Consider the following 22,534-nt stretch of genomic DNA (forward strand, 5'->3'; position numbering starts at 1 on the left):
ATTATTGTACTTCGTCTGAACGTTTTTTCTTTTCCATTTCGGCTTTTTTTCCTTTGGAAGCTCCTTTTACTTCTTTTTCGCTCTGAATTTCAACAGGCTTGTAAGATTTGTCAAAGCGCCAGGAAAATCCGATTGCACCTCCGAAAATAGAAGGTGTGGTTTTGATATTGGTTCCGATGGAAGCATCAATCTGCATGTTCTTTTTTAACAGATAAGCCGCTCCGCCACGTAAAATACTGTCGGCATACCAATCGCTTTTATACCCCTGATTTTCAATAAACATCGACCAATGTTCGTCGATTCCTCGGCTTAGTGTTAATATGTATCCGTATGTAGGATAGTCGGTTGTAAATTTATCAGCGATAATATTTGTGGTCAGTACCGTTCTTGATCCGAAGTGATTTTGTAAAACCAACATTAATTTCGGACTCACTTTAGGATCTGTCGGGAACGTATACGGATTGTCGCCAATATTGAAATTTGCCCCGGCATAAGCACCTACTGCAGGTAACAATTTACGCCATTTGAATTTTTTATTGGCTTTCCAGCTGTAAACGTTTACTTTTTCTTTATAGTTTTTCCACGGATCGTAAAACAAATATTTTGCACCAACGGTCAGCTGTTTGAACCCGTTTCGTTTTTCGTCTAAATATGGCGAAGAATAGGTGTCGGTTTGGTATTGCATTTCTGCAATGAATTCCAATTGTTCCAAAAGTGCACCGTAACGCAGCGCAAGATCCAATCCGAAACCTTTGGCTTCCGACTCCAAAAGGCGATGCTTTTCTTTGGTATAAAAAATACCGGATTCCGCCTGAATAACCTTTTTTCCGATGGAATACGCACCGAATGATTTTCCGGGACGGTTGGAGTTGATTTCATCGGTATACTGCGCAAAGGTGATTCCTGTGGTTAGCAATAAAAAACCAAGTAGTTTTGTTTTTATCTGAAGCATGTTGTTTGTGTTTCGATTAAATTATGCCTTCCAAAAATAGTTAATTTATTATTATTTTAAGAAACAGTTTTTATTTTTAAATGTAGCTTTGCTTAAATTTGACAAAATTTAGATTTAAGATGGAAACAGCATCATTTACAGGTTTAATAAAAGCTTTAGTTTGGATTCTTTTTATTTATTATGCATTAAAATTCGTTATGCGTTTGTTGGCACCGTATTTTTTACAGCAAGTAGTAAAAAAAGCTGAAGAGAATTTCCAACAACAACAGCAACACTATAGAAATCAGCAACAACAGCAACAGCAAAATCAACAGCCATCTTCCAATTTCGAAAAGCCTCAGGAGAAGAAGAAAGTAGGCGAGTACATTGATTTTGAAGAAATTGAATAACTTTACTTAAAACGAATAACAGCCGAGTTATTCGTTTTCTTTTTTTAAAGGGTTTTTATTGCTATTTTAGCCTGATTTTTAAGCTAATTGAAGCAGTTATATGAAAAACCTGAACAAGATTTATCCTTATTTGTTAGTTGTAATCGGCTTTACGGTTATATCCTTACTTTATTTTTATCCGGTAATGCAGGGTAAAAAAATCTACCAGAGCGATATTGCACAATATACCGGAATGGCGAAGGAACAAAATGACTTCAGAAAAGAAACTGGAGATGAACCTTATTGGACGAATAGTGCTTTCGGTGGAATGCCAACCTATCAGTTGGGAGCCAATTATCCGCATAATTACATCAAACAACTCGATAATCTGATTCGCTTTTTACCGCGTCCTGCCGATTATCTTTTCCTTTATTTTGTTGGTTTTTTCATCTTACTCAAAGCGTTAAAAGTCGATAATCTGAAAGCCTTTTTCGGAGCGCTCGCTTTTGGTTTTTCTACCTATATGATAGTTATTTTGGGTGTCGGACACAATGCCAAAGCGCACGCCATTGCCTATATGCCAATGGTTGTGGCAGGTGTAATTATGGTGTATCAGAAGCGATACATAGCGGGTGGATTGCTAACCATGATTGCTGTAGCGTTTGAAATCAATGCGAACCACTTTCAGATGACTTATTATCTGTTGTTTTTGCTATTGATTATCGGTATTTATTTTATCATTCAATACATCCGAAATAAAGATTATAAAAGTATTGGAATCACCTCTGGAGTATTTGCGTTAGCCGCTGTTTTGGCGATTGGTGCGAATGCGACGAATTTAATGGCGACTTCCGAGTATGCTGATTTCAGTATGCGTGGAAAAAGCGAATTGACGTTCAATCCGGATGGCTCTAAAAACAATACAACATCTTCAATGCCGTATGATTATATAACGGAATACAGTTATGGGATTGCAGAAAGCTTGAATTTAATTTCCCCTCGTTTATTCGGTGGTTCGAATAATGAAAACGTGGGAGAAAATTCGCCAATGTATGATTTTGTTTTAAGTCAGGGTGCTGCGCCAACGGAAGCGAAAGAGTTTGCGTCTTCGGTACCAACCTATTGGGGCGATCAGCCTATAGTGGCGGCTCCGGCGTATATCGGGGCAATTGTTTTCTTCCTGTTTGTTTTGGGCATGTTTGTCGATAAACGAAAAATAAAGTACGCCTTTTTGGGCGGTGCAATTTTGTCTTTGCTGCTTTCCTGGGGAAAAAACTTTCCGGCGCTGACGGATTTCTTTATTGATTTTGTACCGATGTACGATAAATTCCGTGCCGTTTCCTCAATACAGGTGGTGTTGGAATTGTGTATTCCGGTAATGGCTATTTTAGGATTACAGGCTTTCTTTAAGGAAGAGGAAAAAGCCCGTTTTAAAGCCTTATGGATGACAGCGGCAACTACGTTAGGTCTTGTTGTGTTGCTTTTTCTTTTCAAAGGAATGTTCAGTTTTACCGGTGGTAGCGACAGTATGTATTTACAGGCTTACGGCGAAATGGGCGGACCATTCGTACAGGCATTGAAAGAACAACGTCAAGCGATGTATTCTGCTGATTTGATGCGTACCGGGATTCTGATTTTATTGGCCGCCGGCGCTCTTTGGATGTTCACTAAAAACAAATTATCTGAATTAACTACTATCATTATTATTGGGGTTTTAATGGTTGGTGATTTGTTTTTTATTGATAAGAATTATGTAAACAACGACAGTTTTATTTCTGCCCGTCAAGCGGATATTCCGTTCGAACCGACACCTGCCGATGAACATATTTTACAGGATACGACACATTACCGCGTTTATGAAGTTGAAGGTAGATTACAGGCAAGAACGTCTTATTTCCATAAATCGTTATCTGGTTACAGCGCCGTTCGTCCAAGACGCATCGAGCAGTTGTATGATTATCAGATTGAAAAAAACAACATCAACGTACTGAACATGCTGAATGTAAAATACATCATTCAGAAAGACGAGCAAAGACAAGATGTTCCAATGCAGAATCCAAATGCAAACGGCAACGCTTGGTTTGTAAGCGAAATAAAAATGGTCAATTCGGCCGATGCAGAAATGAAAGCCTTGGATAAACTGGATACCAAGAAAACGGCAATTGTAAATCAGATTGATTTCGGGAAAGCGGTTAAAGGAACTTCTTTTGCGAAAGACAGCACAGCGACGATTAAATTAGACGTTTACAAACCGAATTATATCAAATACACTTCCAATAACAGAAATGCCGGCGTTGCAGTTTTCTCCGAAATTTATTATCCGAAAGGATGGATTGCAACAATAGACGGTAAGGAAACGGACATTTTCTGTGCCGATTACGTATTGCGTGCCATAAATGTTCCTGCCGGAAAACATACCATTGAATTCAAATTCGAACCACAGGTCGTGAAAACCGGAAGCATGATTTCATTGTTCAGTTTTATTGGAATGTTAGCGTTACTGGGGGTTGGTATTTTTATGGAATTCAGAAAAAAACAAGAATAGTTTAGCTTTCGGAAAACATGAAAAAAGTACTCATCATAACGTATTACTGGCCACCGGCTGGCGGACCCGGCGTTCAGCGCTGGCTGAAGTTTGTGAAGTACTTGCCCGAATTTGGGATTGAGCCGATTGTGTACATTCCGGAAAATCCAACCTATCCTTTAGTTGATGAAAAGCTATTGCAGGAAGTGCCTGAGCAAGTCACCATTCTGAAAAATAAAATCATTGAACCTTATTCCTGGGCTTCTTTGTTTTCAAAAAAAAGTACTAAGAAGATAAGTTCGGGAATTATTCCGAATCAGAAAAAGCAATCATTTGTCCAAAAAATGATGCTTTGGGTTCGTGGTAATTTGTTTATTCCGGATGCGAGGGTTTTGTGGGTGAAACCATCGGTGAATTATTTATCAAAATACATTCAGGAAAACGGAATTGAGACTATAATTACTACCGGACCGCCGCACAGTCTGCATTTAATCGGATTGGAATTGAAGCAGCAACTCGGTATCAAATGGATTGCTGATTTCAGAGATCCGTGGACAACCATCGGCTATCATAAAGCTTTGAAATTAACGGAAACTTCTGCTAAAAAGCATAAAAATCTGGAATCAAAAGTGATGAATACAGCTGATTTTCTTTTAGTGACGAGTCCGACAACCAAAACAGAATTCGAAAGAATCACAACAAAACCCATTCATGTAATTACCAACGGTTATGATGTGGAAAAGATTGAAAAACAGTCTTTAGATGAAAAATTTACGTTGGCACACATCGGTTCATTTTTATCGGAACGAAACCCAAGGATTTTATGGAAAGCCCTGCGCGAATTGGTCAAAGAAAATCCGGATTTTAAAAAACATTTCGAATTAAAATTAATCGGAGCCACAAGTCAGGAAGTTTTGGATACGATTTCCGAGTTTAAATTATCGGACTATGTAAACAATCTGGGCTATGTTTCGCATCAGGAAGCAATTGAGCATCAGCGCAAATCGCAGGTGTTGCTGTTAATTGAAATCGATTCGGAAGACACGAAAAGCATCATACCCGGAAAACTGTTCGAATACATGGTTTCGGAACGGCCAATATTGGCTATCGGTCCAAAAGACGCTGATTTTGCAACGATTCTAAAACAAACCAATACCGGTGTTTTTGCTTTGTACGATGAAAAAGATAAAGTGAAAGAAACACTACTCGCTTACTTCAACTTGTATGTTGAAAAGAATTTGAAAGTGCATCCGGTTGGCTTGCAACAATACAGCCGGAAAAATTTAACCAAAGATTTGGCAGCGTTGTTACAATAAAAAAATCCCGCTTCACATTGCTGTTTCGCGGGACTTTTAACCAAACTTAACCAACCAAAATCTTATTATCTTTTATTTTTTTCCATCACAACTTTTTCATCTTTTTTAACGGTCTCGATTTCTTCAGCACTCATTTTGGCTTTTGTGCCATCGGCTTTGTAGTAGTAGTAATCCTCTTCGTTGTAACCTGAACCACTTTCATAACCGTAATCGGTGTCGTAGTTCATGTTGTCGTAATCGTTTCCTCCGTAAGGCATATAAGTATAACCTGTACTGTAGCCGTTTACATAGCCGATTACATCGATGATATGGCCTCTTCGGTCATACATTATGCGTAAGCCACCCACTTGAGAAAGTGCGAAACTGTTGTATCTCATATAAACAGATCCTACGCGTTTCACTCTGTTGTATCCGTCGTAGTTGATAAACACGTTTCCGATGCGTCTTACTCTTCCAAAGTTATCGTGCTCAATTCGAACACCATAGTTTGAAGGGCCGTAATGAACACCTGTACGAACTCCGGGCGCTCCGTAAGTAACATTTGTTGATCCTCTTCTCGGTCCTGAAGGACGCGTGTTGAAATCAAATTGTCCGTCAGGAAAAACGTAGAATTCAATTCCGCGTTCCAGGAACATAATTGGTTCGGCATCTCTGTAATCTACACTGTAACGAGGACCTTTTCCATTGATATCAGAAAAAACAGGGTTTTCTGACGCATAAGCCATACTTCCTACCAGAAGTATACTGGCTACTAAAAGAGTAATTTTTTTCATGATATTTAAATTTAATGGTTTACCTACTCGTATCGTTTTTCGGTTTTCACGGTTCTGAATTTTTGTTTGATGATTCAGTTGATAAGTAGTATCCAATTTGCGTGCCAAAAATTAAAGTCTCTTTTTTTTGAAGAAGTGAATTGTGTTTATATATGTGATAATCAGCTATTTATTATTGATAAAAAAATCTCACTTCTTTCTAGAAATGAGATCTGTAAATTAAAAACGCTATGTTGTTTATTGTATTTTTTCCGCGAAAGCGATAATGTGACCGTCTGAATCGGCAAAATAACAAACACGGTCGCCCCAGTTTCGGTCTTCAATGCCACTGATGATTTTTGCTCCAGCTTGTAAAGCATTTTGATATTCCAATTCGATATTCTCCACATAAAAATAGAGTTCACAACGCGGAATTCCGTTTCCTTTTTCCGGATGAACAGTGGTCGGAGTGATGATTTTAGCGATTCCGTTGTTGGGCATTAACCCGATTTTTAGGCTTTCTGAAATTGTAAACTCCGTCATGCCAGGGACTTCAAGCGTTGGTTTTGTTTTGAAAAGTACTTCGTAAAATCGGGAACTGACTTCCTGATTGGCTACATAGAGAATGAATTCGGAAGCTAGAATGTGTTTCATTTGAAATTTAAATTTATCTGAATGAAAAATATAAAAAAAATGTCTTCATTAGTTAAAATTTTATAAATTCGTAAACCAAAACTAACTTACTTAACTAAAACTAACAAAAAATGACCTTTTTAAAGCAAAAAAATGTGTTGTTGCTATTGGCTTTTTTTAGTCTGCAAATCACCACCGCGCAGACTTTTATTCAGCGCTATGCAGATATTGTCAACCAGACATCACAAACCAACATTACTAACAATTTAACAGAGTACGAAGCTCTTGGTGTAAAAAGAAGAGGAACCGTAGCCTTGCAAAACACGTTGGATTGGTTAAAGAATAAATATTTGAGTTACGGTTATACAGCCGCTCAAATGACAGAAGACAGTTATACGAACAGCAGTTATACTTGTAAAAATCTTATTTTAACCAAAGTCGGAACCGTTTATCCCAATACTTATGTTATTGTTTGCGGGCATTATGATTCCATTGTCGGAACCGGAACCAACGATAACGGAAGCGGAGTGGTTTCTATTTTAGAAGTCGCACGATTACTGCAAAATGTTCCGACAGAATACTCCATTAAATTTATCAATTTCAGTGGTGAGGAAGATGGACTAATCGGAAGTCAACACTTTGTTTCTTCAGTAGTTAACGGTACCACGCCTAAAATGAATATAAAATTAGTTTTCAATTTAGACGAAGTGGGTGGTGTTGCCGGGATGACCAATAACAACATCACTTGTGAAAAAGATACCAATGCTTCACCGTCTACCAATAATGCGGCTTCTGCAACAATCACTAACGAGTTAATTGCTTGCGTAGGATTGTATTCTCCGCTTCAAACGACATTGTCTTACGCATATGCATCAGATTATATGCCTTTCCAAGCCAATAACGAAATCATTACCGGTTTTTTTGAAACCAATGAAACTTCCCATAAGCATACAAGTACCGATTTATTGGTTAATATGGATCCGGTATATAATTATAAAGTAGCCAAAGCTGCAGCCGGTGCCACTTTGCATTTTGCCAATGCAAGCACTACATTGAGCAATGAAGAATTTAATGCCGATTTTCAAATCAGTTTTTTTCCTAATCCTACAAAAGAGAAACTCAATATTAATTTAGGAATGTTACCTCAAAATAGTTATACGTTTTCATTGATGGACATTCAGGGGAAACAAGTTTATACAAATTCGATTTCAAATGCCAAGCAAATCGAAACCATTGATGTATCTCAATTAAGCAAAGGGATGTATATGGGGATTTTAGAATCGGGGGCTAACCGAATTACTAAAAAGATTGTTATTGAATAAAACAAAAAACGGTAATTGAGATTTTCAACTACCGTTTTTTTATTGTTATTATTTGGGCGTGCCCTTTCAGGTCGGGCTATCCGTTGCAAACGAAGTTCACGGAACACAAATTAAAATAGAAATAAAGTGAAGTAATCTTTTTTGTTACAACGTTTACGTTGAAATTTGAATATAGTGAAAACAAAAAAGGATTTCCACTGCTATCCCTCACGCAGTTATACCTGAAAGTCACTGGCTGTCCTCCTTTTAATTTCAAATTTCACGCAGCCCTGTTTGTTATAACTTCTCTTTCAGGTATTTCCCTGTAACGGATTTTGCATTTTTAGCAATTTCTTCCGGTGTGCCAAACGCCATTAAATTCCCTCCGTTTTCACCACCTTCCGGACCAATGTCGATAATATAATCGGCACATTTAATTAAATCCAGATTGTGTTCAATCACAATAATGGAATGTCCTTTTTCGATTAAAGCATCAAACGAAGCCAATAATTTTTTGATGTCGTGGAAATGCAATCCGGTTGTAGGTTCGTCAAAAACGAATAATGCTTTTTCTTTGGTAGCGCCTTTCACTAAAAAAGAAGCCAGTTTAATACGCTGTGCCTCACCACCGGAAAGGGTAGAAGAGGATTGCCCCAATTGCACATAACCCAAACCAACATCCTGAAGCGGCTGCAATTTTTGCGTGATTTTGGTTTGTTTGTGATTGTTGAAAAACGCGATGGCATCATCAATGGTCATCGTTAAAATGTCATCGATGTTTTTATTTTCATAATTGACTTCCAGAATTTCTTTCTTGAAGCGTTTTCCGCCACAGGTTTCACATTCCAGATGTACGTCGGCCATGAATTGCATTTCGATTGTCACTTCACCATCGCCTTTACAGGTTTCACAACGACCGCCTTCTACATTAAAGGAGAAATGTTTCGGTTGATACCCGCGCATTTTCGACAACTGCTGTTTCGAAAACAAATCACGAATATCGTCATACGCTTTAATGTACGTCACCGGATTCGAACGCGAACTTCTGCCAATCGGATTCTGATCCACGTATTCAATATGTTTCACATGCGAATAACTTCCTGCTAATTCGGTGAACTGACCGGCTTTTTCACCCACACCTTCCAGTTTTTTCTGAATGGCGGGGAATAATATTTTTTTAACCAGCGTACTTTTTCCACTTCCTGAAACGCCGGTAATTACCGTTAAACATTCCAAAGGGAAAGTCACGTTGATGTTTTTTAAGTTGTTTTCACGCGCACCGATTACATCAATATGATTTTTGAATTTCCGACGTTTTTTCGGGACTTCAATTTCCATTTTTCCGTTGAGATATTGTGCGGTAAGGGAATCGGCTTTCAGAATTTCTTCGTAAGTGCCCTGTGCCACCAATTCACCGCCTAACGTTCCGGCTTCCGGTCCGATATCGATAATCATATCTGCCGCTTTCATGATGTCCTCATCGTGTTCCACCACAATTACGGTATTTCCTAAATTGCGTAAATCTTCGAGTACTTTTATCAGTCGTTCCGTATCTTTAGGATGTAAGCCTATACTCGGTTCGTCCAGTATATACATCGAACCCACCAAACTACTGCCTAACGAAGTTGCCAAATTGATTCGTTGCGATTCTCCTCCGGAAAGCGTTGCCGAATTTCGGTTCAGAGTCAGATAATTCAAACCCACTTCATCCAAAAAGCGCAAACGGTTGTTGATTTCCAATAAAAGACGTTTGGCTACCTTTTCGTCGTATTCGGATAAGGTTAAGGCTTTGAAAAATTCAATCAGGTTTTTAATCGGTAAATCGACCAAATCGGAAATGGTTTTGCCTCCGATTTTGATGTAATTAGCTTCAGGACGCAAGCGTTTTCCTTTGCAGCTGTTGCATTTCGTTTTTCCGCGGTAACGCGATAACATTACGCGGTTTTGAATTTTATAGTTCTTCTCTTCAAGCTCCTGAAAGAAGTCGTCGAGTCCTACAAAATATTTGTTACCTTTCCAGATCAGCGCTTTGTGTTCGTCACTTAACTCGAAAAAGGGTTTGTGAATCGGGAAATCAAAATGATGACTGTTGTTTACCAATTGGTCGCGGTACCAACCCATACTTTCGCCACGCCAAGGATAAATGGCATTTTCGTAAACGGAAAGTGCAGTATTCGGAATCACTAATTCTTCATCAATGCCGATGACATTTCCGTAGCCTTCACATTTCGGACAAGCGCCGTAAGGATTGTTAAAACTGAACAAATGTACATTCGGCTCCAGAAATGTAATACCGTCCAATTCGAAATTATTGCTGAAAACCAATCGTTTATCCGAACCCAATTCCTGTAAATAACATTCGCCTTTTCCTTCGTAGAACGCGGTTTGAATCGCATCGGCCAATCGATTGAAGAATTCTTCTTCTTCTTTCACTACAATTCGGTCAATAATTAGCAATACGTCTTTATTATCTAGGGAATGCTGGTCGATTTCATCCAGACGAACCATTTCATTGTTCACCAAAATACGTGCAAAACCTTGTTGTAACAATACTTTTAATTTGTCTTCCAACGCTCTGCCTTGTTCCAGATGAATAGGGGAGAGTAACAGCCATTTGCTTTCTAAATCGAAACTTTTTACTTCGTTGATGACATCACTAACGGTATGTTTTTTGACTTCATTGCCGGAAACTGGAGAAAATGTTTTCCCGATTCGGGCGTATAATAATTTAAGATAATCGTAAATTTCAGTAGAAGTTCCTACCGTTGAGCGAGCATTTGTTGTATTTACTTTCTGCTCGATGGCAATAGCAGGCGCAATACCTTTGATGTATTCTACTTTTGGTTTGTCCAATCGACCTAGGAACTGACGGGCATACGAAGATAAACTTTCTACATAGCGGCGTTGTCCTTCAGCATAAAGCGTGTCGAATGCCAAACTGGATTTTCCGGAGCCTGAAAGTCCGGTGATAACCACAAGTTTGTTTCGCGGAATCGCTACATCCACATTCTTAAGATTGTGAAGTTGCGCTCCTTTTATAATGATATTTTTCTTCGGTTCGAGTGTTGTGATGTCGGTTTTCATAGAACTAAGTCGGTGAAATGCAAAGATAGTCAAAAACCAATTTTTAAAGAATTTGTTTCGGGATTATTACGCACAGAATTACGGGATTAAGATCTGTTCGTTTGATTTCTCTAAACTGATTATTTTGTTGATTTTAATGCGATATTTAAGATTTATTGTGTGAAAATATGTTAAATTTTAAATTTTTATTTGTCAGATAAAAATATTTATTGCTATATTTGGATATAATTAATCAACCAAAAATAACATTTGCCTATCGTATAAAAATACTTTTTAGAGATTTTTAATCTATTCCCAAACCAAAAACTAAAAGGTATTATTATGGCTAATGTTGTACTTCCGGACGCAGTCCTAGTGAAAAATTATGTAGGTGGAGACGAAATTGCTTTAGCTACATTAATAGAAAGACACCAATCTAAGATTTACGGTTTCATTTATTCTAAGGTAATGGACAGAGATGTTACCGAGGATATCTTTCAGGACACTTTTATTAAGGTTATCAAAACTTTAAAGACGAAAAATTATAACGAAGAAGGTAAATTTTTGCCTTGGGTTATGAGAATTGCCCATAATTTAATTGTGGATCATTTTCGTAAAACCAAAAAAATGCCTTTCAACAGAGATACGGAGGAATATTCTGTTTTTTCGATTATGACGGATAACAGTCCGAATATTGAGAGCAGAATCATTTCCGAACAAGTAGAAGTTGATTTGCAACGTTTGATAAACGAATTGCCGGACGATCAGCGCGAAGTTTTGGTGATGCGTATTTATGACGACTTGAGTTTCAAGGAAATAGCCGACTTAACAGGGGTGAGTATCAATACCGCGTTGGGTAGAATGCGTTATGCTTTAATGAATCTGAGAAAGGTTATCGAAAAAAATCAAATTATTTTAACCAATTAAACAATATTTGGATTGCTGTTGCGTTATTGTATTAAATTTAAAGCACATACAATGGCAAAACTCTACTCTAAGAAGAAAAAAGCAAGTCCGAAAATGTTACCAAAAAAAGAAACAGTAAGTTTTCTGCTCAGCTACTCTAAAGCATTGAGCATTACAAAAGCAGGTGACTTAACTTTTGAGACCATTGCTAATTAGGAAAATGCCCCGAGATGATAATTTCGGGGCATTTTTTATTTATTTTTAAAGTATTCGTCCAAAACCGATTTTCTTCCAATGGTTTTTGTAATGATATCTTTTTCCAGATTCCAACCGCGAGCCGGCGAATATTCCCTACCGTACCAGATAATTTGAAGGTGTAAATCGTTCCATAATGCTTCGGGAAAAATGCGTTTAGCATCTTTTTCGGTTTGTTGTACGTTTTTGCCGTTGGTTAAATTCCAGCGGTACATTAAGCGATGAATGTGGGTATCAACCGGGAAAGCCGGAACTCCGAATGCCTGGCTCATCACTACACTTGCCGTTTTGTGTCCCACAGCCGGTAAGGCCTCTAAATGTTCAAAACTTTGTGGGACTTTGCCACCGTGTTTTTCAATCAGAATTTGCGATAAACCGTGAATTCCTTTTGATTTCATTGGCGAAAGTCCGCATGGTTTGATAATTTCCCTGATTTCTTCCACAGATAATTTCACCATATCATACGGATTGTCCGCTTTAGCGAAAAGCAACGGCGTAATCTGATTCACACGAACATCGGTACACTGCGCCGAAAGCAAAACGGCTATCAGTAAGGTATATGCATCTTTGTGATCTAGCGGAATCGGGATTTCGGGATATATTTCGTTTAAAGTGTTTATTACGAATTGTACTTTTTCGTCTTTGGTCATGGCAATTGTAAATAGTAATTACAGATAGCGAAAATACTACTTTAATCTTAAACTAATGCTGGTTTTTTGGACACAAAAACTTTGTAACTTTGGTACTTTGTAACTTTGAAACTAAAGAAATGACAACATTAAAAAAAGGGGATCAAGCGCCCAATTTTTCAGGAGTGGATCAGGATGGAAAATTACATTCGTTAGCAGATTATGTCGGAAAAAAATTAGTTGTATTTTTTTATCCGAAGGCCAATACCCCGGGTTGTACGGCAGAAGCTTGTGATTTAAGAGATAATTTTGAGCGTTTTCAGGCCAATAATTACGCTTTGTTGGGCGTTAGTGCCGACAGCCAGAAAGCACAAGGAAAATTTAAAGACAAATTTGCGTTTCCGTTTCCGCTGTTAGCCGATGAAGACAAAAAAGTGATTGAAGCTTTTGGCGTTTGGGGACCGAAGAAATTTATGGGCAGGGAGTACGATGGCATTCACAGAACCACTTTTGTAATTGACGAAAAAGGAATTATTGAAGAGGTAATTTCTGATGTCAAAACCAAAGCACATGCGGCTCAGATATTGGGTTAGTGCTCAGCATTTTTGTAATAAATGTTAGAGATAAAAAAAGAGTTAGACTGAATGTATTTCATCTAACTCTTTTTTATTTTTTATAATATACAAACTGCGTTCTGCAATCTGCCAACTATTTTGGTTGTTCTTCCAGTAATTTTTTCTCGTCGTAACCGAAAAGATGATTTTTCTTGATGAGTTCAGCAATACCTTCCGGCAGCATTTCTTCCCATCCTTTTTTCCCTTTACTGATCATTTTCAATACTTCACGGGAGAAAATTTTAAGGTGGTCTTTATCGAAATCGGTTATGTCAATCACTTTTCCGTTGTAGGCGAAGAATTTATACAATTCTTTCATGCGCGGATGAACCTTAAGGTTTTGTGAGTTGATGATTGCTCCGTTTTCATCTTCCATCGGATACAAGAATACTTTTAAATCACGATAGAATAATTTACCGAACGCTTCCAAGATTCCTCCGCTCAAATGACGGTAGTATTTCTCGTCGAAAATATCAATTAAGTTGCTCACACCCATGGCTAATCCCATGCGGGCTTTGGTATATTCGGAGAAATATTCCACTACTTTGTAATATTCCTGGAAGTTTGAAATCATTACGGTTTGCCCTAAAGAACAAAGTAATTCGGCTCTGTCCATGAAGTCTAATTCGTCGATTTCGCCTTCAGAGCGTAAATTGGAAAGTGTAATTTCAAACACCACTAAGGCATTTTCTTTTTCCACTTTCTTTTCCTGAAGGAACATTTCCAGTGATTTCTCATACATGTCCATGTTCACTTTGGTTACCGGACGGAAACTTCCGCGCAATGCCAAAATGTTTTTCTTGTATAAAATCGCCGCTGGTAATACGTTTTTTCCATCGGGACCAAACATTACCGCATCGGTCATTCCGTTTTTAACCAATTGTAAACTCATCAATCGGTTGTCTACATCTTTAAAACGGGGGCCGGAGAAGTTAATGGTGTCGATTTCCAATTGGTCTTTGTCCAAATGGTCGTATAAGTAGCGTAATAATTTTTTAGGATCGTTGTATTTGTAAAACGCTCCGTAAATCAGGTTAACCCCTAAAATTCCTAATGTTTCCTGTTGTAATTTGGAGTCGTTTTCTTTGAAACGGATGTGTAAAATAATCTCATTGTAGTCTTCACCGGGCTCTACCTGAAAATTGATTCCTACCCAGCCATGACCTTTAAATTGTTTGGCAAAGTCAATAGTAGCCACGGTATTGGCATAACTGAAAAAGATTTTGTCCGGATGTTTTTCGCGATCCAAACGCTCTTCAATCAATCGGGTTTCATGGGTAAGCATTTTTCTAAGACGACTTTCTGTAACATAACGACCGTCATCTTCAACACCATAAATAGCATCACTGAAGTCTTTGTCGTATGCTGACATCGCTTTTGCAATGGTTCCTGAAGAACCTCCCGTTCGGAAAAAATGTCTTACCGTTTCCTGTCCGGCACCAATTTCAGCAAAAGTTCCGTAGATATTTTTGTTAAGGTTTATTCGTAGTGCCTTATCTGCTATAGCGGGTATAACTTCAATTTCGCGATCTCCTTTTAATTTGATTTCGCTTCCTATATTCTTCATAATTCCGTTTATATTGACAAAGTTAACAAAATAGCTATTTTTACAAAAGATAAATAATCCTATTTTTGTAAAAAACAATACGATTTTGAAAGTATATTTTTTAGGAACCGGAACTTCACAGGGAATTCCCGTAATCGGAAGCCATCATTCGGTATGTTTGAGTAATGATTTTAAAGACAAGCGTTTGAGGGTTTCCATTTGGATTCACTGGGATGACTTCTCATTTGTGGTGGATTGTGGTCCCGATTTTCGTCAGCAGATGTTGGCCGCCAATTGTCATGATTTGGACGGAATTCTGTTTACACACGAACATGCTGATCATACGGCCGGTTTGGATGATATTCGTCCGTATAATTTCAGAAAGGGACCTTTACCGATTTTTGCACACGAACGGGTACTTAAAAGTCTGAAAAGACGTTTTGATTATATTTTTGAAACCGAAAACCGATATCCGGGAGCGCCTTCGGTTGCAGTGAATGAAATAGAAAACAATAAGCCATTTGCGATAGGAAACAAAACTGCCATCCCGATATCCGTTTGGCACGGCGATTTGCAGGTTTTCGGATTCAGAATCGACGATTTTGCCTATCTCACGGATGTGAAAACGATTGATGAGTCGGAAATTGAGAAATTAAAAGGGGTTAAGGTCTTGGTAGTCAATGCGCTTAGGGAAGAACCGCATGCAACGCATTTTAATTTGCAGGAAGCGTTGGATTTTATAGCTTTGGTACAGCCGGAAAGCGCTTATTTAACGCATATCAGTCACCTTTTGGGATTCCATGAAGAAGTGGCTAAAAAATTGCCAAAGAATGTATTTTTGGCTTACGATAACCTAGAAATCACAGTGTAAAAATGAAAAAAGCAGTATTATATTTATTTATTCTGTCCTTATTGTTCAACGTGTTTCAGTACATGAATTCCACAAAAATCCTGAAAACACAAAGCAAAGAAATCGAGAATGCCAAAGCGAAAATCAAAATGGTAAGGGATTCTTCGAATATTGTTTACAATCAGATGTTGGATGCAAATTATTTCTCTTTGGAAATGAACGATGAATCGATGGATTATTTTGAGAATTACAGCATTCCGGAATTAACAGAGAAAATTAAAAACGAATTATTGGCGTTAAATGATAATCCGAAAGGAAATCCACTGGTTCCTTATGACGCAATTGACGGAAACAAATTCATTATCAATAAAATAAAAATAATCAACCACCGTTGGATTATTGCCGATGTTTATTCCGGAACGCTTAGAGGTGAAATTCTGATCAAGTATTTTGTCAACGAAAATAAGCCTACTGATTTTGAAACCATAGAAACGATTTTATTTCCCAAAGTGAAAAATGTACAATAAAATTGTAGTAATTTAGTTTTTATTATCCGACTTAACGATAACCACCACCACATGAAAACAATTTTACATACTATTTTAGCAGTTTTGTTGCTCACGTCCTGTGATTTCATTTTTAAGGATCATTCGAAGGATGATGCTGTTGTTTTGGATCAAAAACCTGTAGTGTTAGGTAATGATAAAGACGATAAAGGATGCGTTGCTTCGGCAGGCTATATGTGGTCAGAAACCCGTAAAGGTTGTATCCGTGTGTTTGAAGAAGGATTTCGATTGACACCTTATAAAAGTCCGGCCGATTCCATAGATGTTGACGGTGAGCAGGCTACACTTAATGCTTATGTTGTGTTCAGTGAGGATAAAGCGGTAGCCGAATTATTCTTGCCGAATGCCAAAAAATCCATGTTGCTGAAAAGAGAAAGTGAAGGAAAGCCTTATGTACAAGCCGATTGGATGCTGGAAGCATGGAAAGGTTATGTGCTGAAAAAAGGAAATAAGATTGAATATGTCTCAGCAGTTGCTGTAGAAAAGAAAATAACCGGCAGTGATGTTGGGGAATAAAAAAAGCTCCGTTCGGAGCTTTTTTTATTTGCTGTTTTCCAGCCAATTCTTAAAATCATAAAAATTCTGAGGTGCCACGCCGTGACCTACAGGGTATTCTTTGTAAACCACATCCAAGCCTAAACTCTTGAAAAATTCAGGAGCTTTTCGGGCCCAGTCCACCGGAATTACCTGATCGACTGTTCCGTGTGAAATGAAGAATTTCAGTTTACTGATGTCGTTGTTTTTATACTCTTCTTTTACGATATCCAAATTCAGATAACCGCTCAAGGCTACCACACGCTGTACTTTTTCAGGATACGAAAGTGCTACCGAATAGCTCAGAATCGAACCCTGACTGAAACCAATCAGTGTTACGTTTTCGGCATCAATCGGATACGCAGCTATTAATTCACCAATAAAATTCGCAATCAAATCGCGTGAAGCTCTGGCTTCGTCATTGTCGGAGAATTTGTTTTCATCGGCATCAAAATGAATCGCATACCAAGCGTTTCCATAAGGCGGAAGCGGGTAGGGTGCACGAGCTGAAATCACAAAGTATTCCTCTGGTAATTCCTGTGCGAAGGAAAATAAATCTTCTTCGTTACTGCCGTAACCGTGCAATAACAATAGTAAAGGATTTTTCTCTTTTTTTACTTTCGGTTCTCTAACGAGATGATATAAAGATAAACTCATGTTATGCTAAATTTTTAAACCATTTCTGGAAATGTTCTCCTAATAGCGGAATCACTTTCATTTCGCCCTGAACGGCTCCGAGAAATCCATAAATCCAAAGTACAAAAATGAACACATAGAAAGCCGAAGAAACCATCCAACTGTCGAAATAACCAATAAAATAGGCTAAAATGTAAAACGTGATGTTAATTCCGAAAGCCTGACGAATATGAAAACCCGCAAACGAATTTTTAGGTTCCAGATTCATGAAAATAGCGATGATACTTCCTAAAATGGTGAAGTAACTTATAATCGCGGTCGTTTTTCCTTCTTGTACTGAATTGTTTTCCATGACGAAATTTTAGTTTAAAATCAATTGTCGGTTATTGTAAATGCCGTAAGCGTGTCCTTTCATCGGTTGCCCTAAAAATGCGGAGTTTTTCGATTTTGAAAGGATATTTTCTTTGCTGAATTCCCAGTTTCCTTCGGTTGTAAATAACGTTAATGAAGCGACATTTCCTTCTTTAATAGGTTGCTTTTCAATTCCGAAAACGTTCTTGCCATTGATTAATTTTTCAACGATAATTTCCGTTGGTAAAATCGTCTGCAAGGCACCAAAAGCACTTTCCAATCCGATAGTTCCGTTTTTAGCATTGTCGAATTCCATTTTCTTGTGTTCTACATCCAACGGATTATGATCGGAAGTAATGAAATCAATCGTTCCGTTCAAAACGCCTTCAATCAAAGCTTTTTTATGGTTTTCATCGCGTAAAGGCGGCGTAACTTTATATCTTGTGTCGAATCCCGTTAAAACTTCATCCGTCAAAACCAGATTATGAACCGCAACACTGCAGGTTACGTTCAAGCCTTTAGCTTTGGCTTCTTGTATTAATTGTACTGATTTTGCTGTGGATATCGTAGGAATGTGCATTTTTCCACCGGTATATTCCAGTAAAAACAGGTTTCGTGCCACTTCTAATTCTTCAGCTAATGACGGGATGCCTTTCAAACCTAATTTTGTACTAACAATGCCTTCATGAACCACGCCGTTTCCTTTGATGGTTTTGTCCTGACAATACGCCAGTACCAATCCGTCAAAATCCTGAACATATTGCAATCCGATTTTCAACAGGTTAGCATTGTCGGAATTTTTATTATAATCGCCAAAAGCAATCGCTCCGGCATTTTTCATATCAAACATTTCGGCTAAATCGTTGCCTTCGCTGTTTTTGGTGAACGCACCAATCGGGTGTAATTGCGTAGCAAATCCGTTCGCCTTATTCAATACAAAACTCACTTGCGACTGGTTGTCAATTACCGGAAGGGAATTCGGTTGCAAAGCCACATTGGTAAAACCACTTTTTGCCGCTGTTGTCAATCCGTTTGCAATGGTTTCGCGGTCTTCAAATCCGGGTTCGCCAAAAGAAACCGAAGCGTCAAACCAACCTTGTGAAACGTGAAGGTTTTCCAGTTCAACAACCTGAAGGTTTTCTTCGTTGGTAAGATTTTGACCAATTTTTGTTATGATGCCATCGATAATTTTAATGTCGGCTTTCTGGTTGTGAAAAGCACTTTCTTTATCGATAATAGTTGTGTTTTTTAAAATTACGTTCATTTTACGAATTTTTGGATCAGTAGTTCGAGTAATAAAAATAGTAGTGTTGCAATTATAAAATATTTCCAGATTTCGTTGCCGGTTCGTGTCGAATGGATATCGTTAAAAACCGCTTCCACCGAAGATACGGAAGTAAATTTATCAAATAGATTGTCGTTGATCAGGCTCAAATCGCTTTCGGTTCGGGCGTGATTGAAACTGATGTTTTTCAAAACTTCTTTGTTCTTCATCACCGAAAAATTACCCGATTGTTCCGGATAATCGCCAAAAGCCAATTTGATTTTATTGTTCAGAATCTGTTGCATCGGAATGAAATCGGAAGTTTCGTTGGTAATGGTAACCACTTCGTCTTTTGACAGTAAAACATCCAAAACCAGATTTTGATTTTCTCCGATGGTATAGGCTGAAATTCCGGTTTTCTGATTGTTCTGTGCCATGTTGTAAAACGTCGGAACAATTAAAGGAGAATTCTGGAAGTTGCTATTGTTTTTATTTATCGGTGCCGAGAAAACATACAGATGTCCGATTTTGTTGGTTGTTGAACCCAAGAAAAAGGATTGGTCGGCATAATTTAAAACGCTAGCAATAGCGCCACTCGTGCTGAAAGCTGTACTGACTTTAGGATACTGGAAATTATCGGTTTTCTTTTCAAAAACGGTTTGGTACAACGGGTGACTGAACGCAATTTTAGTAACCTGTTTTTCCTGATTTTGCAGGGAACCGAACTTGATTCCACTAAAATTGTTTAAAAAGGAGTTCAGATTTTGCGCCGAACTTTCCGAAGACGGAATCAAAACTACATTGCCGCCTTTTTCATAAAACGCTTTCAGTGTGGTTGTTAAGGCTTGCGGAATGTCTTTGATTTCGTTCAGCACAATGGCGTCTTGTTTGTCGATTGCATTATAATCGACCGCATTTAATTCGGAACTCGTATAGTTGAATTCGTCCGGAGTATAAATTCGAGATAAGAATTCGTTTTTCGGGTTTTCGCCGATGACGATCACATTCGACTTTTCCGGTTTGGAAATGCTGAAATAATAAGTGTTATCGTAAGTCAGACTTTTATCTTCAATGGAAACATAGCCGTGAAAATCTTTTTTAGGTAGGGAAAACTGAACCGATTTTTTGTTGTTTTCCAATTTTACCACAGTTTTGGCGATTAGATTTTTACCGTTGTAAACCGACATGGGAATATCGTTTTCAATGGCTCCAAAACCGTTCACGTCGACTTTAATTTCATAAAACGTTTCCGATTGACCGCTGATGGAAACTGCATCAATGCTTACATTGTTTTGGTTTTCGGCTTTCGGAATCCAATAATAAACTGGTGAATTTTCGTTTAGTTTTTCAAGACTTTTCGATTGCGCATTAACCGCATCGGTAATGATGAAAATGTCTTTCGGAGTATTGTGTTTTTTGGTTTCGATTTTGGTCAGCAGAAAATCCAACTGAAACGGTGTAGCACTGTATTGTAGGTTTTGCAGGTCTTTTTGAATCGATTTTATATCGGTATCCCAAAACGTTTCGGTATTGGTTACCAAAGAAAAACGTTGGTTTTCGGGAGTGTTTTCAAGTAATTCCTGTACCGCACGTTTTAACAATTCGCCACGGTTGCCTTTGGCCTGCATCGAAAAGGAATTGTCCAAAATAATGACCATTTCGTTGCCGCTGTTCTGACTGTCTTTGGCTTTAAAAAAAGGCTGTGCAAAGGCAATAATCAGACAGGCTAATAAAAGCAATCGGGTAGCCAGCAGTAACCATTTTTTGATTTTGGAACTCTTTCGGGTTTGAATGCTGAGTTCTTTCAGGAAGCGAACATTGGTGAAATATTCGGTCTTAAAACGTCGTAATTGAAATAAATGCACCAAAATTGGTATCACCAATAAAAAAAGGAAATACAGAATTTCGGGATGTTTGAATTGCATTTAGTTGTAAAGATTTTTCAAAGATAACTATTTTTAGTGTTCAGTATTCAGTATTCAGTGTTCAGAGTACAGTTTTTTTCTGATTACCGTCAACCTAATCACTGGCTACTGTCTACTACTTTTTCTGCAATCTGCAATTTGCCAACTGATTACTGACTACTACCTATTATTTCTTCTTTCTCTTAGCAGCACGTTTTCTTTCGACTTCTCTGTTTCTTGGTGCTGTTTTTCTTGGCTTAGTTTTTCCGGGACCACCAAGATTAACCTGTTTGTTTTTATCCGATTTTTCATGAAAAGCCGCGCCACCTTCCAGTTTGACTTTCTTCATCAGGAATTTGACTTTCTTCTTGTCTTTTTCAAATTCCAAACGTTTTTCTTCAATTTTTATACCTTCCGGCACCGGTAAGATTTCGAGTTCTTTTTCCATTAAAAGTTCGGCTTCTACCTGGAATTCTTCTTCTGTCGGTGCAATTAAACTTATCGCGATTCCTTCTTTATCGGCACGACCGGTACGACCGATTCGGTGAATGTATTGTTCCGGAGTTTCCGAAAATTGCATGTTGATAACGTGTGTAATATCGGAAATATCCAAACCACGCGCCATGATATCGGTAGTTACGATGCCGCGAATTTCTCCGGCCTGAAAACTGGCCATCGTATTCAAACGGTAATTTTGGGATTTATTGGAATGAATTACTCCGAATTGACCCGGGAAATCTTCTTCCAAAAGATCCATTAAAATGTCGGCAACTCTTTTGTTGTTGATGAAAATGAGGATGCGTTCCAAAGCTTCGTCCTGCGATAATAAATGTTTTAAGACATTGACTTTCGTAAGGAAATTGGGAACGTGATACGCAAATTGCTGTATTTTTTCCAAAGGTGTTCCGGATTGTGCCAGCGAAACTTCTTCGGGAAAATCGAAATATTCGTCCAAAAGTTCGTCTACTTCATCGGTCATCGTGGCTGAAAACAGTATGTTTTGGCGTTTCGGACGCATCATTGAAAGGATGGAAGTGATTTGGAATCGGAATCCTAAATTCAGAATTTCATCGAATTCGTCAATAACCAATTTCTGCATTTCGTCGAAACGAACTACGTTGTCTAACGCCAGGTCCATCATACGACCCGGAGTTCCCACTAATACGTCAACCCCTTGGTAAACCGATGTTTTTTGAGTATTGATGTTCACTCCACCGTACACTCCTAAAACACGAACCGACATGTATTTGGTCAGTTTTTCGACTTCTTCAGCCACTTGAACCACCAATTCACGAGTGGGAACGATAATTACCACTTTTGGCGTGTGCGTTGGCGTGAACTTCCATTGTTTTAGGATAGGAAGCAGGTAAGCGTAGGTTTTACCCGTACCGGTTTGGGCAATTCCCATAACATCGCGTCCCGACATGATTACCGGAAATGATTTCACCTGAATAGGCGTAGGCGTGGTTAAGCCCAAATCATAAATGGCTTTTTGTAAGGATTTCGGAAGATTGAATTGCTCAAAAGTACTCATAAAACGTATATTTTGTGCAAAGATACAATTTCTGAG

Annotated in this window: 21 protein-coding genes; 10 read left to right on the plus strand and 11 right to left on the minus strand. The window is 38.2% G+C overall.

The genetic code is table 11. The features are described 5' to 3' along the window. Position 1: 1 nt before the first annotated feature. Complete coding sequence (locus FCR2A7T_RS13605) at positions 2-952, minus strand: transporter (RefSeq protein WP_023571880.1); 951 nt, start codon at positions 950-952, stop codon at positions 2-4. Positions 953-1,071: 119 nt separating this feature from the next. Here FCR2A7T_RS13605 and FCR2A7T_RS13610 point away from each other — a divergent pair, with 119 nt between their 5' ends. The 3 genes from FCR2A7T_RS13610 to FCR2A7T_RS13620 all read left to right on the plus strand — a co-directional run bounded on the left by FCR2A7T_RS13610 (position 1,072) and on the right by FCR2A7T_RS13620 (position 5,160). Next, positions 1,072-1,341 carry a DUF4834 family protein gene (locus tag FCR2A7T_RS13610; RefSeq protein WP_023571881.1) on the plus strand — a complete coding sequence of 90 codons (270 nt, stop codon included), beginning with the start codon at positions 1,072-1,074 and terminating at the stop codon, positions 1,339-1,341. Positions 1,342-1,441: 100 nt separating this feature from the next. Then, positions 1,442-3,865, plus strand: coding sequence for a YfhO family protein (locus tag FCR2A7T_RS13615; RefSeq protein ID WP_023571882.1), 2,424 nt, complete (start codon positions 1,442-1,444; stop codon positions 3,863-3,865). A 17-nt stretch (positions 3,866-3,882) separates the two neighbouring features. Next, positions 3,883-5,160 carry a glycosyltransferase family 4 protein gene (locus FCR2A7T_RS13620; protein ID WP_023571883.1) on the plus strand — a complete coding sequence of 426 codons (1,278 nt, stop codon included), beginning with the start codon at positions 3,883-3,885 and terminating at the stop codon, positions 5,158-5,160. A 65-nt stretch (positions 5,161-5,225) separates the two neighbouring features. Here FCR2A7T_RS13620 and FCR2A7T_RS13625 read toward each other — a convergent pair whose 3' ends face one another. Then, entirely contained in the window at positions 5,226-5,933 is a 708-nt protein-coding gene (locus FCR2A7T_RS13625) for a hypothetical protein (protein WP_023571884.1), read from the minus strand. Between the two features lie 237 nt (positions 5,934-6,170). Next, positions 6,171-6,566, minus strand: coding sequence for a VOC family protein (locus FCR2A7T_RS13630; RefSeq protein WP_023571885.1), 396 nt, complete (start codon positions 6,564-6,566; stop codon positions 6,171-6,173). Between the two features lie 110 nt (positions 6,567-6,676). Here FCR2A7T_RS13630 and FCR2A7T_RS13635 point away from each other — a divergent pair, with 110 nt between their 5' ends. After that, on the plus strand, positions 6,677-7,867 hold the full coding sequence (locus tag FCR2A7T_RS13635; protein WP_023571886.1) for a M20/M25/M40 family metallo-hydrolase: 1,191 nt from the start codon (positions 6,677-6,679) through the stop codon (positions 7,865-7,867). 276 nt (positions 7,868-8,143) lie between these two features. Here the strand turns inward: FCR2A7T_RS13635 and uvrA are convergent, their stop codons facing one another. Next, positions 8,144-10,930 carry an excinuclease ABC subunit UvrA gene (gene uvrA / locus FCR2A7T_RS13640; RefSeq protein WP_023571887.1) on the minus strand — a complete coding sequence of 929 codons (2,787 nt, stop codon included), beginning with the start codon at positions 10,928-10,930 and terminating at the stop codon, positions 8,144-8,146. Between the two features lie 321 nt (positions 10,931-11,251). On the opposite strand from uvrA, the gene FCR2A7T_RS13645 reads away from it, so the two are divergent. Both FCR2A7T_RS13645 and FCR2A7T_RS15250 read left to right on the plus strand, forming a co-directional pair. Continuing rightward, positions 11,252-11,836: an RNA polymerase sigma factor gene (locus FCR2A7T_RS13645; protein ID WP_023571888.1), complete on the plus strand. Its 585-nt coding sequence runs from the start codon at positions 11,252-11,254 to the stop codon at positions 11,834-11,836. A gap of 51 nt (positions 11,837-11,887) precedes the next feature. Then, positions 11,888-12,031, plus strand: coding sequence for a hypothetical protein (locus FCR2A7T_RS15250; RefSeq protein WP_023571889.1), 144 nt, complete (start codon positions 11,888-11,890; stop codon positions 12,029-12,031). A 35-nt stretch (positions 12,032-12,066) separates the two neighbouring features. Here FCR2A7T_RS15250 and FCR2A7T_RS13650 read toward each other — a convergent pair whose 3' ends face one another. Beyond that, complete coding sequence (locus tag FCR2A7T_RS13650) at positions 12,067-12,720, minus strand: endonuclease III domain-containing protein (RefSeq protein ID WP_023571890.1); 654 nt, start codon at positions 12,718-12,720, stop codon at positions 12,067-12,069. A 119-nt stretch (positions 12,721-12,839) separates the two neighbouring features. Between FCR2A7T_RS13650 and bcp the strand changes: the two genes are divergently transcribed. Next, entirely contained in the window at positions 12,840-13,292 is a 453-nt protein-coding gene (bcp, locus tag FCR2A7T_RS13655; protein ID WP_023571891.1) for a thioredoxin-dependent thiol peroxidase, read from the plus strand. A gap of 115 nt (positions 13,293-13,407) precedes the next feature. On the opposite strand, the gene FCR2A7T_RS13660 is transcribed toward bcp, so the two are convergent. Further along, positions 13,408-14,871: a hypothetical protein gene (locus FCR2A7T_RS13660; RefSeq protein ID WP_035118762.1), complete on the minus strand. Its 1,464-nt coding sequence runs from the start codon at positions 14,869-14,871 to the stop codon at positions 13,408-13,410. 94 nt (positions 14,872-14,965) lie between these two features. Here FCR2A7T_RS13660 and FCR2A7T_RS13665 point away from each other — a divergent pair, with 94 nt between their 5' ends. From FCR2A7T_RS13665 to FCR2A7T_RS13675, 3 genes are read left to right on the plus strand one after another with little or no spacing between them, the layout of a single operon-like run. After that, a complete protein-coding gene (locus FCR2A7T_RS13665; protein WP_023571893.1) occupies positions 14,966-15,730 on the plus strand; it encodes an MBL fold metallo-hydrolase in 765 nt (254 codons plus the stop codon). 2 nt (positions 15,731-15,732) lie between these two features. Then, positions 15,733-16,236, plus strand: a complete 504-nt coding sequence (locus FCR2A7T_RS13670; protein WP_035118698.1) for a hypothetical protein — start codon at positions 15,733-15,735, stop codon at positions 16,234-16,236. 51 nt (positions 16,237-16,287) lie between these two features. Continuing rightward, positions 16,288-16,791, plus strand: a complete 504-nt coding sequence (locus FCR2A7T_RS13675) for a hypothetical protein (protein WP_023571895.1) — start codon at positions 16,288-16,290, stop codon at positions 16,789-16,791. A gap of 24 nt (positions 16,792-16,815) precedes the next feature. On the opposite strand, the gene FCR2A7T_RS13680 is transcribed toward FCR2A7T_RS13675, so the two are convergent. From FCR2A7T_RS13680 to FCR2A7T_RS13700, 5 genes are all read right to left on the minus strand, one after another. Beyond that, positions 16,816-17,466 carry an alpha/beta hydrolase gene (locus FCR2A7T_RS13680; RefSeq protein ID WP_023571896.1) on the minus strand — a complete coding sequence of 217 codons (651 nt, stop codon included), beginning with the start codon at positions 17,464-17,466 and terminating at the stop codon, positions 16,816-16,818. A gap of 1 nt (position 17,467) precedes the next feature. After that, positions 17,468-17,797 (minus strand): DUF4870 domain-containing protein, encoded by a 330-nt coding sequence (locus FCR2A7T_RS13685; RefSeq protein WP_023571897.1) that lies wholly within the window; start codon positions 17,795-17,797, stop codon positions 17,468-17,470. Positions 17,798-17,806: 9 nt separating this feature from the next. Then, a complete protein-coding gene (locus tag FCR2A7T_RS13690; RefSeq protein ID WP_023571898.1) occupies positions 17,807-19,060 on the minus strand; it encodes a dihydroorotase in 1,254 nt (417 codons plus the stop codon). Then, positions 19,057-20,985, minus strand: a complete 1,929-nt coding sequence (locus tag FCR2A7T_RS13695; protein WP_035118700.1) for a vWA domain-containing protein — start codon at positions 20,983-20,985, stop codon at positions 19,057-19,059. The genes FCR2A7T_RS13690 and FCR2A7T_RS13695 overlap by 4 nt, the downstream gene beginning before the upstream one ends. Before the next feature lie 166 nt (positions 20,986-21,151). Further along, on the minus strand, positions 21,152-22,498 hold the full coding sequence (locus FCR2A7T_RS13700) for a DEAD/DEAH box helicase (protein WP_023571899.1): 1,347 nt from the start codon (positions 22,496-22,498) through the stop codon (positions 21,152-21,154). Positions 22,499-22,534: the final 36 nt, after the last annotated feature.

Source organism: Flavobacterium cauense R2A-7, assembly GCF_000498475.1.
Classification (GTDB): domain Bacteria; phylum Bacteroidota; class Bacteroidia; order Flavobacteriales; family Flavobacteriaceae; genus Flavobacterium; species Flavobacterium cauense.